The organism is Microbacterium sp. OVT16B (assembly GCF_019969705.1).
GTDB lineage: Bacteria > Actinomycetota > Actinomycetes > Actinomycetales > Microbacteriaceae > Microbacterium > Microbacterium natoriense.
Map to the genome: position 1 here is coordinate 273604 of NZ_JAHXZA010000001.1, position 16400 is coordinate 290003.

Here is a 16400-nt window from a genome sequence, read left to right on the forward strand (position 1 = left end):
AACACTCCCCGCTCCCGCGTCTCTCGCCCCCACCGTCCCGGCATCCTCTCGCCTGCCGTCGAGCGCACGGGTTCTCGCCGAGTGCACGGCTTGTCGACGTGAAGATCCGGTGCACTCGTCGACTTCACGGGAAGTCGACGGGGGCGACGGGAGGGCGGGTGACGGTTCCCAGGCCGGGGAGAACACCGGCGATTAGACTCTCCTTATGGCTCAGCGGAACACCTGGCAGCGCGAACGCGTGCGCGAAGCGCTCGCCGACGCCCGCGGATTCGTGAGCGCGCAGAGCCTGCACGCGAGCCTCCGCGACGACAACACCGGCATCGGCCTCGCGACGGTGTACCGCGCGCTCGCCGGACTCGCGGCATCCGGCGACGCCGACTCGCTGCAGAGCCCCGAAGGGGAGGCGCTGTACCGCGCCTGCACCACCCAGGGGCACCACCATCACCTGATCTGCCGATCCTGCGGTCTGACCGTGGAGATCGAGGCCAAAGACGTCGAGCAGTGGGCGCATCGCACCGCCGCCCTGCACGGATTCACGGATGCCGCGCACGTCGTCGACATCTTCGGACTCTGCACCCCGTGCTCGAAGAAGGCCGCCGCGGCTCGAACCGACCTCGAGGAAGCGAGCGCGTGAGCAGCTCCGCCACCGCGGCGCCGCCCGCTCCGCACGCGCACCGCTCGGCACGCCCGCCGCGCTCTCCGTGGATCGGCGTGGGCCTGGGCGCCGCGATCGTCGCCGCGCTGTTCCTGGTCGACCGCTTCGTGCCGACGCTGTACACGGCATCCCTGCCGCATCGCGCGCAGGACGGCCTGACCCTCGCGATGAGCGTCCTCATCGAGGCGCTGCCGTTCGTGGTGCTCGGCGTGCTGCTGTCGATCGTCGTGCAGGTGTGGCTGCCCGCCGACGTCATCCACCGCTGGCTGCCGAAGGGGGCGTGGGCTCGACGGGCCGTGCTGTCGCTGCTGGGGATGCTGATCCCGGTGTGCGAGTGCGGCAACGTGCCCTTCGCCCGCGGTCTCATGATGCGCGGTCTCGCCCCCGCCGAGGCGCTCACCTTCTTGATCGCGGCGCCGATCGTGAACCCGATCGTGATCCTCACGACGCACGCGGCCTTCGGCTTCGACGACGGCATCCTCGTCGCCCGTCTCGTCGGCGGCTACCTGATCGCGAACCTGATCGGCTGGATCTACAGCCGGCATCCCTCTCCCGACGCCCTGCTCACCCAGCGCTTCGTCGACACCTGTGAGCGCGTCGCGCACGAGCCCGGCACGCCCGTGCGCCGCAGTCTCACGCAGTTCCTCGTCGAGTTGCGCGCCGTGATGCCGGCGCTCGTGATCGGATCCGCGCTCGCCGGGGCCGTGCAGGTGCTGGTGCCGCGCGACGTGCTGCTCGCGATCGGCGCGAATCCGGTGCTGTCGATCGTGGCGATGATGGCCCTGGCCATGACGGTCGCGATCTGCTCCAATGTCGACGCCTTCTTCGCGCTGTCGTTCGCCTCGACGTTCTCGGCCGGCGCCCTCGTGGCGTTCCTGCTGGTCGGTCCTCTGGTCGACGTGAAGATGCTCGCGCTCATGCGCACCACGTTCACCACCCGCACCCTGGCCGGCATCGTCGGCGTCGTGGTGCTCGCCGCCTTCGCGATCGGGATCGGGGTGAACGTCTTTGTCTGAGTCCGCGCACACTCACGCACCGTCCCGTGCCCGTTCGCTGGGCTCCCGGTGGCTGGGCATCGGCCTCGCGACCGTGCTCGCCGTCGTGACCCTCGGGCTCGGCGTCACCGGTCGACTCACGCTCTACATCAGCCCGGAGTCGGTCTGGTTCGCGTGTGCCGCCGCCGTCGTGACCCTGATCGGCGCGATCTGGTCGTGCACCCTGCCGCTCGGCGAGGAGGAGGGGCACGATCACGGCCACGAGCACGCGAGCCCCGGCGCTCTGGCGGCCACGGCCACGGTGACGGGAGGCGTGATCGCCTCCGGCGTCGTCGTCGCGGCGCTCGTGCTGCCCCCCGCCTCGCTCTCGGTCGAGCTCGCCATGTCGCGCGCGGGCGAGTCCTCCGCGCTGTTCGCCGGGGCCGACGACGTCACGCTCGGCGTCGCCGACACCACGAAGTTCGGGGTCGGCGACTGGGCCAGCGTCTTCGCGACCTCTACCAACACCTCCGCCTTCGACGGCACGACCGTGACCCTCACCGGCTTCATCACCCCGCAGGGCAGCAAGGGCGTGAACCTCACCCGGCTCGTGATCACGCACTGCGTGATCGACGCACAGCCCGCGAACGTCCCTGTCACGATCACCGCCGGCGAGTTCAAGACCGGTCAGTGGGTCAAGGTCACCGGAGCCGTCAAGGCGGATGCCGACGGCGCACTGCACGTCGAGCCCACCTCGGTCGAGGCGATCGACGAGCCGGGGGATCCGTATGAGTACTGACGACGAGCGGCCGGACGCCCCTGCGGTGCCGCGCACGCGCGCCGAGATGCGCGCGGCGCGAGAGGCTGCCGCTGCCGCTGCCGCTGCCGCTGATACGTCGGGCGCGGATGCCGTCGACCCGAACCCCACCGCGGGCTCGTCATCCGCTGACGCGCCGTCGGCTGACGCGCCGTCGGTCGCGCCTTCCGCGGTGCCGTCCGCTGAGGCGGGCGCCCGTGGTGCCGGTGAGGCGCTGACCGCGCGCGCGTCTGCAGCGGCTCCCTCGGAGCCCAGTGCCCTCGCAGGCGGTGCCGCGGATGCCGCTGAGCCCGCCCCCGAGAAGCCCGCCCCCGCTGCGTCGACCCGTGAGTCCACCCCGGATGCTCCGGCATCCCGCTCGCGCTTCGAGCCCGCAGACGAACGCGAGGCGGCGATGCGGGCGGCGATGGTCGAGGCAGCCGCCGCAGCGGCCGCAGCGACCGAAGCCGCGAATCGACCTGCAGACGTGTCGTCTCGCTCCGCTCGCTCGACGACCGGTTCTTCCGCGATCGACCCGTTCGCCCGCTCCTCGACCGAGTTCGCCTCACGGTCCGCGACCGACTCTGCCACCCGGTCGACCGACACCGACTCTGCCACCCGGTCGTTGAGCGGGGAGCGCAGCGACGAGACGACACGCCCGTCTCCGGCATCGACGTCGGATGACGCCCCGGCCGAGGCCGCGCGCACGACTGCGGGCGTTTCGTCTCGCTCCGCTCGCACAACGACCGGGGAGTCCTCGTCAGCGACCAGCGCCTCCGCTCGCACAACGACCGGAGAGTCCGCCCCGACGTCCGAGAAGTCCGGCGCCTCGCGGCGCTTCGCGCTGGCACTGGCATCCGTGCTCGGCATCCTCGTGCTGGTCGGAGCCGGGCTCGGCGCCGTGAGCCTGACGCAGGGACCGCGCATCACCGCGACGCAGGTCGACCCGATGCACGCGATCGAGTCGAGCGGCAGCCGCGTGATCCTCACCGCGAACCAGTCCCTCGCTCCTATCGACGACTCCCAGGTCACCGTGAAGCCCGCCGTGCCGTTCACGGTCGATGCCTCGGGCCGCGGCATCGGCGTCCGCTTCACGGTTCCGCTCGACGACTCCACGAAGTACACGATCACGGTCGCCGGGGTCACCGGCGCCGGCGGCGGGCCGACGACCACGCTCACGAAGAGCTTCACGACGCCGGCATCCTCGATCTTCCTGCTCAAGCGCGACGCGAAGAAGAAAGACACGATCTTCCGCACGGATCTCACCGGGGAGAAGGCCGTTCCGGTGTTCTCTGACGACAAGATCAACGACTTCCGCGCCACCTCGAACCTCCTCGTCGTCTCCGTCGAGGAGGACGAGGTCTCGAAGCTGTACGTGATGAACCGCGACGGCTCGAACAAGCACGAGCTGAAGCTCCCCGGCGTCGGGTACATCGGCTCCATCCAGGTGTCGGACCGCGGCGGGCTCGTCGGCTACACCTACTCCGACCAGGAGCTCAGCGACACCGAGGGGCGTGCGAGCGTCCTGGTCACGCAGCCCCTCTCCGGCGGGGATCCGACGATCGTCAAGGTCGGCGACAAGGAGGCGAACATCCTCGTCTGGCAGTTCGTGCCCGACTCCGCCGCGATGCTGTTCATCGACTTCGACGGTGCGCTCTCGCTCATCGACCACTCCGCGGATTCGGGGGTGCAGTCCCTGGGTCTCGCGACCGACATCCAGGGCGTCTCCCGGGGCACGTACACGGCCGTCATCGAGCGCCTCGACGGCTCGGTCGTGGATCTGAACCTCGCCGACGGAACGGAGCAGCCGCTCGCGGCATCCGACCCCGACTACGGCACGGCGAGCACGATCACGCCGTTCCCCGGCGGCACGCTGCGCCACGTGGCATCCCTCGACGAGACGGGGATGCCGAACGGGCAGGCGATCGTCAGGGTCGGCGACGACGGCAAGGCCGTGAAGATCGCCGAGGTCGGGCCGAGTGATTCGATCCTGCAGGCGTGCGCCTCGCCGAGCGGCCAGTACGCCGCCGTCGCGATCGCCCCGAACCTCGCGGACAACCCCTACGATCAGATGCTGCTGCCGCTTCCGCAGACAGTCCAGACGCACCTGTTCGACCTCCGCACGGGCAAGGAGCTGGTCGCTCTGACCGGCTTCGACGCCTCGTGGTGCGCGACCGCCCCGCACTACTGATGCGCCGTGCGACCCGGGACGATCTGAGCGGTCTGCCGCTCGAGGTCGCCCCGCGTCTGCTCGGCGCCGAGCTGCGCACGGTCGTCGGCGAGGACGAGGTGCGTCTGCGTCTCACCGAGGTCGAGGCGTACCACGGGCACGGCACGGGCGAGATCCCCGATCCCGGCTCGCACGCCCGCATGGGCCGCACGGCCCGCAACGCGACGATGTGGGGAGAGCCGGGTCATCTGTACGTGTACCTGAGCCACGGCATCCACTCCTGCGTGAATGTGGTCGCAGGGCCGGAGGGGCAGGCGGGCGGGATCCTGCTGCGCGCCGGCGAGGTCACGGGAGGCGCGGATGCCGCGGCCCTCCGTCGCGGTGCGAACCTTCCGCTGACGCCGCTCGCACTGCGGGATCTGGCGAAGGGGCCTGGGCGGTTCGGGCAGGCGTCGGGTCTGCGGCATCCGCTGCACGACGGCATCGATGCGGTCTCCGGCGACGGATGGCACGGGGCGAGGGCGCAGCTGTGGCTGGCGGAGACGCCGGTGGCCGACGTCGCGTCGGGGCCGCGGGTCGGCGTCGCCGGAGCGGCGGGAACGGATGCCTTCCCCTGGCGGTTCTGGATCGCCGGCGACCCGACGGTCTCGGCGTTCCGGTGGGGGAGAGGCGCGAGGGACGCTCAGGCGGAGGTGCGCCAGACCACGGGCGCGTCGAGCAGGATGCCCTCCCGCGGACGCTGATCGTCTCCCAGCTGGGAGAGGACGGATGCCGCGGCTGCCGCCCCCAGCCCCTCGGCCGGCTGGTCCACCGTCGACAGCGGCGGCGTCGTGCGGGTCGCCCACGTGCTGTTGTCGAAGCCGACGACCCCGACGTCCTCCGGCACGCGTCGCCCCGCTTCGCGGAGGGCCCACATGGCGCCGGCGGCCACCGCGTCTGAGGCCGCGAACACCCCGTCGACGTCGGGAGCGCGCTCGAGCAGGCGCGTCATGGCGGATGCCCCGTCGGCGTAGGAGTACAGCGGCACCTCTTCGACGAGGTTCTGGTCGAAGGCGTCGCCGAGCGCATCGGTGAAGCCGGCGAGGCGGTCGGTGCCCGAGTCCCTGTCGAGAGCGGCGGCGATCATGCCGACGCGCTTCCTGCCGGTCGCCACGAGCCGGGAGGTGATCGTGCGTGCGGCTCCGCGGTTGTCGATGCCGACCCAGGCGGCGTCGACGTCGGGCGGATGGCCGACGTAGGCCACGGGCAGATCGAGGCGCATCACGGCCTTCGTGATCGGGTCCTGCGTGCGCGCCGAGACGATGACGGCGCCGTCGACGAAGCCGCCGTTGAGGTAGCGCGCGACGCGTTCGGTGTCGCGCACGGAGTCGACCACGAGGCACACCATCTGGTAGTCGGCCTCGGAGAGCGTCTCGTTCGCCCCGAGCATGATCGCCCCGATGTTCGGGTCCTCGAGGAAGAGCGCGTGGGGCTCGTGCACGATGAACGCGACGGCCTGCGTGCGCTGCCGCACGAGGTTGCGCGCGGCGGTGTTCGGCACGTACCCGACCTCGCGGATCGCGTCTTCGATGGCGCTGCGCGCGGCGTCGGACACGTAGCCGCCGTTGAGCACGCGACTGACCGTTCCGCGCGAGACGCCGGCGACGCGCGCCACGTCGTGCACGGTGCTGCGACGGCGTCCGGACGAGGTCATGTGCACAGCCTATCGATCAGGACTTGACGTGATCCGCCGACACCTGCGACTATGTGTGCACGTTCACAGAAATCTGATCCTCTTTCTCTTCGGTTGGATCTGTGCACGTGCACACATCTCTCGCAAAGGAGCGTCACCGAATGGCCGCCGCCGTGTCCACCCGCATCTCCTCGCTCACCGAGGGGCGCGGACTCGTCTTCGGGTGCGACTACAACCCGGAGCAGTGGGACCGCAGCGTCTGGCCCGAGGACGTGCGTCTGATGCAGGAGGCGGGGATCGGCCTCGTCGCGATCAACATCTTCGGCTGGTCGTCGATCAACCCCGCGAAGGGGGTGTGGGACTTCGCCGCGCTCGATGAGATCATCGGACTCCTGCACGAGGGCGGCATCCGCGTCAACCTCGGCACCGGCACGGCATCCCCGGCGCCCTGGCTCACCGCCCGGCATCCCGAGATCCTGCCGGTCGGCGAGGACGGCACCGTCTTCCATCCCGGCGGACGTCAGGCGTACTGCCCCAGCTCCCCGGTGTTCCGCGCGTACGCCGCCGAACTCGTGACCCGCGTCGCGGATCGCTACGGAGACCACCCCGCCGTCGCGCTCTGGCACGTCTCGAACGAGCTCGGATGCCACAACGCCCTCTGTTACTGCGACGCCAGCGCCGAGGCGTTCCGCGGGTGGCTCCGTGCACGCTACGCCGACATCGACGCGCTCAACCGGGCATGGGGCACGACGTTCTGGAGCCAGCGCTACGGCGCCTTCGACGAGGTGCGGCCTCCCGCACAGGCGCTGTCGCTGCGCAACCCCGGCCAGGTCCTCGATTTCCAGCGGTTCAGCTCCGACGAGCAGCTCGCGCTCTACCGCGCCGAAGCCGAGATCCTGCGTGCGCGGAGCGACCGACCGGTCACGACGAACTTCATGGTCACCGCCCACATCCGCAACCTCGACTACTGGACGTGGGCGTCCGACATGGACCTGATCGCCAACGACCACTACCTCGACCGTCGTCTCGACGACGCCCGCGGCGAGCTGTCCTTCGCCGCCGATCTCACGCGCGGACTCGCGGGCGGTGCGCCCTGGCTCCTCATGGAGACCTCGACGGGCGCCGTGAACTGGCAGCCCTACAACCTCGCGAAGGCCCCGGGAGAGCTGCGACGCAACGTCGTCGCCCACATCGCCCGAGGAGCCGACGGCATCTGCTTCTTCCAGTGGCGGGCGTCGACACAGGGCGCCGAGAAGTACCACTCGGCGCTCCTCCCGCACGCGGGTGAAGACTCCGCGCAGTGGCGGGAGTCCGTCGAGCTCGGCGGCATCCTCGACCGGCTCGGGGAACTCGCCGGCACCGAGGTCGTCGCGGACGCCGCCCTGCTGTTCTCCTGGGAGAGCTGGTGGGCGGCGGAGGGCGAGGGGCGCCCCAGCGAGGGGCTCGAGTACCTGCAGCAGGTGCACGCCGCGCACGCCGCGCTGGCCGATGCGGGGATCACCGCAGACGTCGTGCGCCCCGGCGGCGCTCTCGACCGCTACCGCCTCCTCATCGTCCCGGCGCTGCACCTGATCAGCGATGCGGATGCCGCGGCCATCGCCCGCGCCGTCGAGAACGGCGCCACGGCCGTGATCACGTTCTTCAGCGGCATCGTCGACGAGGAGGACAGGGTGCGCACGGGCGGTTACCCCGGGGCGTTCCGTGAACTCCTCGGCATCCGCTCCGAGGAGTTCGCGCCGCTGCTCCCCGGACAGACCGTCGCCCTCACCGACGGCACGACGGCATCGACGTGGAGCGAGCGCCTCACGACGACGGGTGCCGAGATCGTCGCGTCCTACGTCGACGGTCCGGCCGCCGGCGGTCCCGCGATCACGCGCCGTCGGCACGGCGGCGGCGAGGCGTGGTACCTCGCGAGTCAGCCGAGCCGCGACGACTATCGACGACTGATCGCCGACATCGCGGCATCGGCCGACGTCGCGCCGCAGCCCGGAGCCGGCCGCGACGTCGAGATCGTCCGCCGCGCGGGGGAGTCCGGCAGCTACCTGTTCATCATCAACCACGGCGTCAGCGACATCGAGATCACGGCCACCGGCCGCGACCTCGTCACCGGCGCTCCCACCACCGGAACCGTCCCCGCCGGGGCGGTCCGCATCATCAAGGAGGACGCATGACGACGACGCTCGCGTCACCGGTCGGCGCGCAGATGCGCCGACGCCGGATACCGCACAAGCGCGCGATCGCGATGCTGCTGGTGCCCTTCGGCATCCTGTTCACGCTGTTCTACATCGTGCCGATCGTGTACGCGTTCTGGCAGTCGCTGCTGGTCGTGAAGCGCGACGGCACCTTCGGCAAGGCCGAGCAGGTGTTCGGCGGTCTCGCCCAGTACGCGCTGGTCTTCCAGGATGAGGCGTTCTGGGCGTCCATGGGGCGCATGCTGATGTTCGGCGTCGTGCAGGTGCCGGTCATGCTGGGCCTGGCGCTGCTGTTCGCGCTCCTGCTCGACTCCCCGCTGGTCAAGGGGCGGCGGTTCTTCCGCCTCGCCTTCTTCGTGCCGTACGCGGTCCCCGGTGTGATCGCCGCGATCGTGTGGGGGTCGCTGTTCTCACCGAACCTCTCGCCCTTCACGGCCCTGACGAAGAACATCGACTTCCTCGGCGCCGACCTCGTGCTGTGGTCGATCGCCAACATCGTCACCTGGGTGTTCGTCGGCTACAACATGCTGATCATCTACTCGGCGCTGCTCGCGATCCCGCAGGAGCTGTACGAAGCGGCCAGGCTCGACGGCGCCGGCCAGTGGCGCGTCGCCTGGTCGATCAAGATCCCGCTCGTGCGGCCGGCGATCGTGATGACCGCGATCTTCTCGATCATCGGCACGCTGCAGCTGCTCGCCGAGCCCCAGGTGTTCCGCTCGTTCAGCTCGGCGGTGACCAGCACGTTCACCCCGAACATGACCGTGTACGCCACGGCATCCATCCCGAACACCAACCTCGCCGCGGCCTTCTCGGTCGTGCTCGCGGTGACGACCTTCGTGCTCTCCTTCGGGTTCATGAAGTACATGCAGCGCAAGGAGGACAACGCATGAGCACCGCATCGATCGTCGCTCCGGGCGGAGTGAAGGCCTCATCCGGGAAGTCGCCGATCAGGGAGTCGGGGATCTCGCGCGCCGGGGCCATGCTGATCATGGTCGTCTTCACGCTCTACTTCCTGATGCCGCTGTGGTGGCTGCTGGTCGCGTCGAGCAAGGACACCGGCGACATCCTCACCACGGCTCCGCTGTGGTTCGCGGACTTCCGACTGTTCGACAACATCGGGGCCGTGTTCGCGTACAACGACGGCATCTACCTGAAGTGGCTGTGGAACTCGATCCTGTACGCGGCTCTGGGCGGCGCCATCGCGACGCTGCTCGCGGCCATGGCGGGGTACGCGCTCGCCAAGTACCGGTTCCCCGGCCGTGACACGCTGTTCAACATCGTGCTCGGCGGGGTGCTCGTGCCCGCCACCGCGCTCGCGCTGCCGCTGTTCCTGCTGTTCAGCCAGGTGCAGCTCACCAACACGTTCTGGGCGGTCTTCCTGCCCTCGATCGTGAGCCCGTTCGGGGTGTACCTCGCCAGGATCTTCGCGGCGCAGTCGGTGCCCGACGAGCTGCTCGAGGCCAGCCGGCTGGACGGCGCGGGCGAGATCCGCACGTTCTTCACCGTCAGCATCCGCCTGATGACCCCCGCGCTGGTGACGATGTTCCTGTTCCAGTTCGTCGGCATCTGGAACAACTTCTTCCTGCCGATGATCATGCTGCGCAGTGAAGAGCTCTTCCCCGTCACCTACGGGCTCTACAACTGGAACACCCAGCTGAGCCAGATCCCCGAGCTGCGCAGCCTCGTGCTCGTCGGAGCGCTGCTCTCGGTCATCCCGCTCATCGTCGCATTCCTCCTGCTCCAGCGCTTCTGGCGCAACGGCCTCGGGGCCGGCGCGCTCAAGTGAGCAGGATGCCGGGCGGACCCGCCGACCGGCATCGCACCACCACCCTCGCATTCACGAAAGGACAAGAAATGCAGCATTCGAAGAAGAAGGCGGCCGCCGTCGTCACGATCGCGGCGTTCGCGCTCACCGGCTGCTCCGCAGGCGGCGGAGACGGAACCTCGAGCGGCGACGGCGCCGCGTCGTGCACGCCCGCAGGCGGAGACGTGACCCTGGAGTTCACGACCTGGGTCCCCGGGATGGAAGACGTCGTCGCCATCTGGAACAAGGAGAACCCTGACATCCAGGTGAAGGTGCAGACCGGCCCCAACGGCAACGGCGGCACGTACCAGAACTTCTTCAACCAGATCAAGGCGGGAGACGCACCAGACCTCGGCCAGATCGAGTACGATGCCCTGCCGAACTTCCTGGTGCAGGACGGCGTCGAGGACCTCAGCGCGTGCAAGGACGTCGTGGCGGCGGAGGGCGACTTCGTCGACTGGGCGTGGGGACAGGTGACGCTCGGCACCGACGGCATCTACGGCGTGCCGCAGGACACCGGCCCCATGGCGCTGTTCTACCGCGCCGACCTGTTCGAGCAGAACGGCATCGCGATCCCGACCACCTGGGACGAGTACCGCACCGCCGCCGAGCAGATCCGCGCTCTGGGCGGATACATCACCAACTTCTCGCAGTCCGACATCAACCAGTTCGCGGGCTTCGCCTGGCAGGCGGGCGCCCAGTGGTTCTCGAGCGACGACGCGGGCTGGGACGTCACGCTGACCGATGACGCCACCACCACGGTCGCCGACTTCTGGCAGGGCATGATCGACGACGACCTGGTCGCCACCGTTCCGGCCTGGACCGACGAGTGGAACAACGCGTACAACTCGGGCCAGGTGTGGACCTGGAACTCCGCCGTGTGGGGCGCCAACTCCATCTCCAGCGGAGCCCCCGACACCGCGGGCGACTGGGCCGTCGCCCCGCTCCCGCAGTGGAAGGCCGGCGACAGCGCCGCCGGCAACTGGGGCGGATCGTCCACCGCCGTCCTCAAGGGCAGCGACCACCTCTACGAGGCGACGAAGTTCGCACTGTGGCTGAACACCTCGGACGAGGCGATCACCGCGCTCGCCGAGGCGGCCAACCTGTACCCCGCCACCACGGCGGGCCTGAAGCTGCCCGTCTACGCCGACGGCGTGGACTTCTACGGCGGTCAGAAGATCTACGACATCTTCGCGGATGCCGCCGTGCAGGTCTCGCCCGACTTCGCGTGGGGCCCGACCATGACGCAGACCTACGCCGACGTCTCCGACGGTTTCAAGGCCGCCGTGTCCGGTGACGGCACGCTGGGTGATGCGCTGAAGAAGGGGCAGGAGAAGACCATCGACGCCCTGAAGGCGGCGTCGATCCCCGTCACGGAGTAGCACTGTCCTGAGGCCCGTCCGCGCGCTCGCGGGCGGGCCTCTCGCGTGCCCGCTGCGCGAACTTTCGCGTGGCTTCCGCGTGAGGGGTCGCAGAGTGCGGGGTCGCGCCCTCGGTATCCGGCAGTTGCTGACCTCTCGCGTCGTGCGCGGGCGTGGGACGTGGGGCGTGGAGCGTGGAGCGTGGAGCGTGCTAAACTGTCTCTTTGTCTGCGCACACTCCTGTGCGCAGTTCGTGTGCATCCCCCTTCTGCGGCCGAGGAATCGGCGGGTGGAGGGTTGCGCGCAGACAAGGGATCTTGGGTGAGGCCGTCCGGTCTCACGGTATAGAAGGAGTCACATCATGGCAGCAGTGTGCCAGGTGACTGGAGCTGTTCCCGGCTTCGGTCACAACGTCTCGCACTCGCACCGCCGGACGAAGCGCCGCTTCGACCCGAACGTGCAGAAGAAGACCTATTTCGTTCCGTCGCTCGGTCGTAAGATCACGCTCAACGTGTCCGCCAAGGGCATCAAGGTGATCGACGTCCGCGGCATCGAGAACGTGGTCAAGGACCTCCAGGCGAAGGGTGTGAAGCTCTAATGGCCAAGAAGGCTCAGGACGTCCGTCCGATCATCAAGCTGCGTTCGACCGCTGGCACGGGTTACACCTATGTCACCAAGAAGAACCGCCGCAACACCCCCGACCGCCTCGTGCTCAAGAAGTACGACCCGGTCATCCGTCAGCACGTCGAATTCCGAGAGGAGCGTTGATCAATGGCTAAGAAGAGCAAGATCGCTCGCAACGAGCAGCGCAAGGTCATCGTCGAGCGTTACGCAGAGCGTCGCGCAGAGCTGAAGAAGACCCTGGTCGACCCGAACGCCACCGACGAGGCCCGCGAGGCCGCACGCGTCGGCCTGCAGAAGCTGCCGCGCAACGCGTCGCCGGCTCGCGTGCGTTCGCGCGACGTCATCGACGGCCGCCCCCGCGGTGTCCTCACGAAGTTCGGCATCTCGCGTGTCCGCTTCCGTGACATGGCACACCGTGGCGAGCTGCCCGGCGTGACCAAGTCCAGCTGGTAAGTCTCAGCAGACCGTCGAAAGGGGCGGGGATCTTCGGATCCCCGCCCCTTTCGCGTACCCCCCGGCGTCTGCGCCCGGCATCCTGCCCCGGCATCCTGTCCCTGTCCCTGTCCCTGTCCCTGTCCCTGTCCCTGTCCTTGTCCCTGCTCCGGCGCCCGCGCCTGGAATCCTGCCCCGGCATCCTGTGTCGGCGCCCGGCATCCTGCATCCAGCCCCCGCGCCGAGCATCCCTGCTCCTGCATCCTTGCCTCCGCGCCCCCTATCCTGCCCTGGCCGAACCCCTGCATCCTGGGGAGGAGTTCTCACGCTCGGGCTGAGGAATCCGGCAGAATCCTCAGCCCGAACGTGAGATCTCCTCCCGTCGTGCGAATCGCAGTCTTCCTCCACAGAGCCGGAAGTCCGGCATCTGTCCCCAGATCGTGGGTTCGGCGCCCAGCGAGGCCAGCACGGATGCCGCAGATGGGCATGATCGACGGATGGATCCGGTCGCCGCACTCATGAAGCGCGACGGCGTCGCGCGTGTCGAGACTCTCCGCCGCGACGGCGTCGCGGCGTATGCCCTGCGTCGCGCTCGTGAGCGCGGCGACATCGTCTCGGTGCGACGCGGCTGGGTGGCCATGAGGGATGCCGATCCGCTGCTCGTCGCGGCAGCCCGTCGTGGCGTGGTGCTCAGCTGCGTGACGCTCGCCGCGCGCAAGGGGCTGTGGGTCCTCGACTCCTCCGAGCCGCACGTGGCGGCGCCGCCCACTGCGGGCCACGTGAAGACGATGCGTGGGGTGATCCACTGGAGTGTTCCGCTCGTTCCCCGCGACGTCGACACCTGCGAGGACTCGATGGAGAACGCGCTGGTCCTCATCTCCCGCTGTCAGCCCTACGAGAGCGCCCTCGCCACGTGGGAGTCGGCTCTGCGCGCGCGGGTCGTCGATCCCGGCATCCTGGAGCGCTCACCGCTCCCGCCGTCAGCGAGGCGCCTGCTCGCCGACGCCCGGCCGTTCGCGGATGCCGGCACCGAGACGATCTTCCGCACGCGACTGCGCTGGCTGAACATTCCGATCACACCGCAGGTGTGGATACTCGGGCATCGAGTCGACTTCCTCCTCGGCGACCGACTCGTCATCCAGATCGACGGTGGTCATCACGTGGGAGCGCAACGCGCCAGCGACATCGCTCACGATGCCCTGCTGAAGCTGCACGGGTACCACGTCATCCGCATCGGATACGACCAGCTCATGAACCACTGGGCCGAGGTGCAGCGGATGATTCTCGCCGCGATCGGTCAGCGCCTGCACCTCGCGGCCTGAGCGGGCTCCCGTGCGGCGATGCCCCGCGGTGCTCCCTCGCCAGACCGAACGCACTCACGGGAGGAGTTCTCACGCTCGGGCTGAGGAATCCGGCAGAATCCTCAGCCCGAACGTGAGATCTCCTCCCGTCGGGCGATCCACGCAGCGCCCCGGCAACCTGCCCTGCCCCGGCAACCTGCCCTGCCCTGCCCGGCAACCTGCCCTGCCCTGCCCGGCAGCCTGGCCTGCCTTGCCCCCGCCTGCCCTACCCCGCCCGGCAACCTGCCCTGCCCCTGCCCTTGCCCTGCCCTGCCCTGCCCTGACCTGCCCTGCCCTGCCCTGCCCTGCCCTGCCCTGCGTCCGTCACGCGGCGTGCGACACGGCCCAGTCGAGGGCGTCGTCGGCGATCTCCTCCCAGCCGTCCTGGCTGACGAGTCGGTGCGTGCGTCCCGCGTACTCCCGGTACTCGACGACGGCGGGGCTGCCCGATGAGCGGTACTTCTTGACGAGAGCGCGCCCGATGGTCGGCGGCACGACGTGGTCGATCTCGCCGGTGATGACGAGCAGCGGGGCGCGGTCGGCGCGGGCGTAGTCGACGTGGGTGACGCCGCCCTTCTCGTTGAAGACCGAGCCGACTCCCTCGAAGAACACGCGGTTGTACGAGTTCACGGCGTACTCCTCCCACAGGGCGTCGGATGCCGTACGCGAGAGGTCGTTGCCGAAGGTGAAGTGGAAATGCCGCTTCGACAGCGGCTTGGCGCCGTTGATGCCGAAGGGGTTGGAGAGGATCGGGGTTCCCGTCCACAGCGTGGAGAGGGGGAGCGCGACGACGCCTGCCGTCTGTCCGGGGGCGACGCCGACGTAGGCGGCCCCGACGCCACGGTCGGCGAGCATCTGGGTGATGACCCCGCCGAAGGAGTGACCCATGATGATGGGCTTCACGGGCAGAGCGCGGATGATGCGCTCGTAGTGGTCGACGATCTTCTTCAGTCCGATGCCCTTCAGCGCGGAGGGGTCGCGTCGGATGTCTGCGACCGTGCGATCGTCGATGCCGGGCCACCCGGGGACGATCACCTCGTGTCCCCGTGCGCGGAACCGCTCCGCCCAGGTGTCCCAGCTCTTCGGCGTCATCCATAGGCCGTGGATCAGGACGATCGGCGTCTTCTCGGTGGTGCTCATGTCTTCTTCTCCTGGTTCGGACCCCTCGCCTGCTGCGGGGGCTATACTGATGGTAGACCGAACGTTCTATCTACTGCAATCTATTCCCGATGTCGAGAAGTCGCCCGACGGATGCGACGATGAGGGAGGACCATCATGAACACCACTCCGAAGCGCCCGAGCCCCGCCCGCACCCGACTTATCGATGCGGCGACCCACCTCTTCTACGAGGAGGGCATCCACGCGGTCGGCGTCGACCGCATCATCGACGAGGCACAGGTCACCAGAGCCACGCTCTACAAGCAGTTCGGCGGCAAGGAGAACCTCGTGCTCGCCTACCTGCGCAATGAGGACGAGCTGCTCAGGGGGATGTTCGCCGACGCGGGCGCCGCGGTGTCCGACCCCGACGAGCTGCTCGAGGCGGTGATCGCCGGCATCGCCGCCGACATCCGAGACCGCCACACCCGCGGGTGCCCGTTCATCAACGCGGCCGCCGAGTACCCGGATGCCGACGGCGCGGTGCGCGCGCTCATCGCCGAGCATCGGGAGTGGTTCCGCTCGACGCTGCAGAGCGTGGCGGAGGGGGCGGCGCTGGAGCGCCCGGCGGATGCCGCGGCATCCCTCGTCCTGCTGCGCGATGCGGCCCTGGTCGGTGGCTACCTCGACGGCGATGAACGCGTGAATCCGGCGTTCGAGCGCACGGCGCGGTCGGTCATCGCGGCTCACCGAGCCCGCTGAGCGTCGCGGCCATCACTGTTCGGGGCACGGTTGCGCCCCTCGAATCTGTGACTGAAGTGACAAATGTGACGCGACACGCCCTGAAAATGACCAAAACCCGCGAAATGACGCGGAAATGTCGGCTGTCGTTGGTACATTCAAGGCGGTCACTCGACCAGGAGCATCCGCTCCGACTCACACAACGATGCGACGGGATCCTCGTCGCTGGAGGATGACATGGCTGACAAGTCCATCACCAAGACCGAGCTCGTCGCGAGCATCGCTTCCGCCACCGGCCAGAGCCAGGCCACCGTCTCGGGTGTCCTCGACGCGCTGTTCTCCTCGGTCTCCGACGCTGTTGCCAAGGGCAGCAAGGTCTCGATCCCGGGCTGGATCTCGTTCGAGCAGGTCGCGACCGCCGCTCGTACGGGCCGCAACCCGCAGACCGGCGCCGAGATCAAGATCCCGGCCGGCAAGCGCGTCAAGGTGACCGCTGGTTCCAAGCTCAAGGCAGCCGTCAAGTAAGACCGCTTCCTCACCGAAG

At 69.1% G+C, this 16400-nt stretch carries 17 protein-coding genes; 15 read left to right on the plus strand and 2 right to left on the minus strand.

Annotated features, from left to right (window positions below; genetic code table 11):
* Window positions 1–205: 205 nt before the first annotated feature.
* From LC438_RS01325 to LC438_RS01345, 5 genes are read left to right on the plus strand one after another with little or no spacing between them, the layout of a single operon-like run.
* Entirely contained in the window at window positions 206–634 is a 429-nt protein-coding gene (locus LC438_RS01325) for a Fur family transcriptional regulator (RefSeq protein ID WP_105677287.1), read from the plus strand.
* Window positions 631–1671, plus strand: a complete 1041-nt coding sequence (locus LC438_RS01330; RefSeq protein WP_223585587.1) for a permease — start codon at window positions 631–633, stop codon at window positions 1669–1671. Before LC438_RS01325 ends, LC438_RS01330 begins: the two co-directional genes overlap by 4 nt.
* On the plus strand, window positions 1664–2428 hold the full coding sequence (locus tag LC438_RS01335; protein WP_223585588.1) for a TIGR03943 family protein: 765 nt from the start codon (window positions 1664–1666) through the stop codon (window positions 2426–2428). Before LC438_RS01330 ends, LC438_RS01335 begins: the two co-directional genes overlap by 8 nt.
* Window positions 2418–4616, plus strand: a complete 2199-nt coding sequence (locus LC438_RS01340) for a hypothetical protein (protein WP_223585589.1) — start codon at window positions 2418–2420, stop codon at window positions 4614–4616. Before LC438_RS01335 ends, LC438_RS01340 begins: the two co-directional genes overlap by 11 nt.
* Window positions 4616–5338: a DNA-3-methyladenine glycosylase gene (locus LC438_RS01345; protein ID WP_223585590.1), complete on the plus strand. Its 723-nt coding sequence runs from the start codon at window positions 4616–4618 to the stop codon at window positions 5336–5338. Before LC438_RS01340 ends, LC438_RS01345 begins: the two co-directional genes overlap by 1 nt.
* On the opposite strand, the gene LC438_RS01350 is transcribed toward LC438_RS01345, so the two are convergent.
* Complete coding sequence (locus LC438_RS01350; RefSeq protein ID WP_223585591.1) at window positions 5278–6288, minus strand: LacI family DNA-binding transcriptional regulator; 1011 nt, start codon at window positions 6286–6288, stop codon at window positions 5278–5280. The two genes, LC438_RS01345 and LC438_RS01350, sit on opposite strands and share 61 nt — an antisense overlap.
* 140 nt (window positions 6289–6428) lie before the next feature.
* Here LC438_RS01350 and LC438_RS01355 point away from each other — a divergent pair, with 140 nt between their 5' ends.
* The 8 genes from LC438_RS01355 to LC438_RS01390 all read left to right on the plus strand — a co-directional run bounded on the left by LC438_RS01355 (window position 6429) and on the right by LC438_RS01390 (window position 14002).
* Window positions 6429–8438 carry a beta-galactosidase gene (locus tag LC438_RS01355; RefSeq protein ID WP_223585592.1) on the plus strand — a complete coding sequence of 670 codons (2010 nt, stop codon included), beginning with the start codon at window positions 6429–6431 and terminating at the stop codon, window positions 8436–8438.
* Window positions 8435–9349, plus strand: a complete 915-nt coding sequence (locus tag LC438_RS01360; protein WP_105677432.1) for a carbohydrate ABC transporter permease — start codon at window positions 8435–8437, stop codon at window positions 9347–9349. The genes LC438_RS01355 and LC438_RS01360 overlap by 4 nt, the downstream gene beginning before the upstream one ends.
* On the plus strand, window positions 9346–10245 hold the full coding sequence (locus tag LC438_RS01365) for a carbohydrate ABC transporter permease (protein ID WP_105677433.1): 900 nt from the start codon (window positions 9346–9348) through the stop codon (window positions 10243–10245). Before LC438_RS01360 ends, LC438_RS01365 begins: the two co-directional genes overlap by 4 nt.
* A 68-nt stretch (window positions 10246–10313) precedes the next feature.
* Entirely contained in the window at window positions 10314–11645 is a 1332-nt protein-coding gene (locus LC438_RS01370; RefSeq protein WP_223585593.1) for an ABC transporter substrate-binding protein, read from the plus strand.
* A gap of 340 nt (window positions 11646–11985) precedes the next feature.
* Complete coding sequence (gene rpmB / locus LC438_RS01375) at window positions 11986–12222, plus strand: 50S ribosomal protein L28 (protein ID WP_017203559.1); 237 nt, start codon at window positions 11986–11988, stop codon at window positions 12220–12222.
* Complete coding sequence (gene rpmG, locus LC438_RS01380; protein WP_017203558.1) at window positions 12222–12392, plus strand: 50S ribosomal protein L33; 171 nt, start codon at window positions 12222–12224, stop codon at window positions 12390–12392. Before rpmB ends, rpmG begins: the two co-directional genes overlap by 1 nt.
* Before the next feature lie 3 nt (window positions 12393–12395).
* Window positions 12396–12701 (plus strand): 30S ribosomal protein S14, encoded by a 306-nt coding sequence (rpsN, locus tag LC438_RS01385; protein WP_017829734.1) that lies wholly within the window; start codon window positions 12396–12398, stop codon window positions 12699–12701.
* A 476-nt stretch (window positions 12702–13177) separates the two neighbouring features.
* On the plus strand, window positions 13178–14002 hold the full coding sequence (locus LC438_RS01390) for a DUF559 domain-containing protein (protein WP_223585594.1): 825 nt from the start codon (window positions 13178–13180) through the stop codon (window positions 14000–14002).
* Between the two features lie 342 nt (window positions 14003–14344).
* Here LC438_RS01390 and LC438_RS01395 read toward each other — a convergent pair whose 3' ends face one another.
* Window positions 14345–15160 carry an alpha/beta hydrolase gene (locus LC438_RS01395; protein ID WP_223585595.1) on the minus strand — a complete coding sequence of 272 codons (816 nt, stop codon included), beginning with the start codon at window positions 15158–15160 and terminating at the stop codon, window positions 14345–14347.
* Window positions 15161–15295: 135 nt separating this feature from the next.
* On the opposite strand from LC438_RS01395, the gene LC438_RS01400 reads away from it, so the two are divergent.
* Together LC438_RS01400 and LC438_RS01405 are read left to right on the plus strand one after the other, a co-directional pair.
* Window positions 15296–15877 (plus strand): TetR/AcrR family transcriptional regulator, encoded by a 582-nt coding sequence (locus LC438_RS01400; RefSeq protein WP_105677500.1) that lies wholly within the window; start codon window positions 15296–15298, stop codon window positions 15875–15877.
* A 216-nt stretch (window positions 15878–16093) separates the two neighbouring features.
* Window positions 16094–16381, plus strand: a complete 288-nt coding sequence (locus LC438_RS01405; RefSeq protein ID WP_050724056.1) for an HU family DNA-binding protein — start codon at window positions 16094–16096, stop codon at window positions 16379–16381.
* Window positions 16382–16400 lie beyond the last annotated feature (19 nt).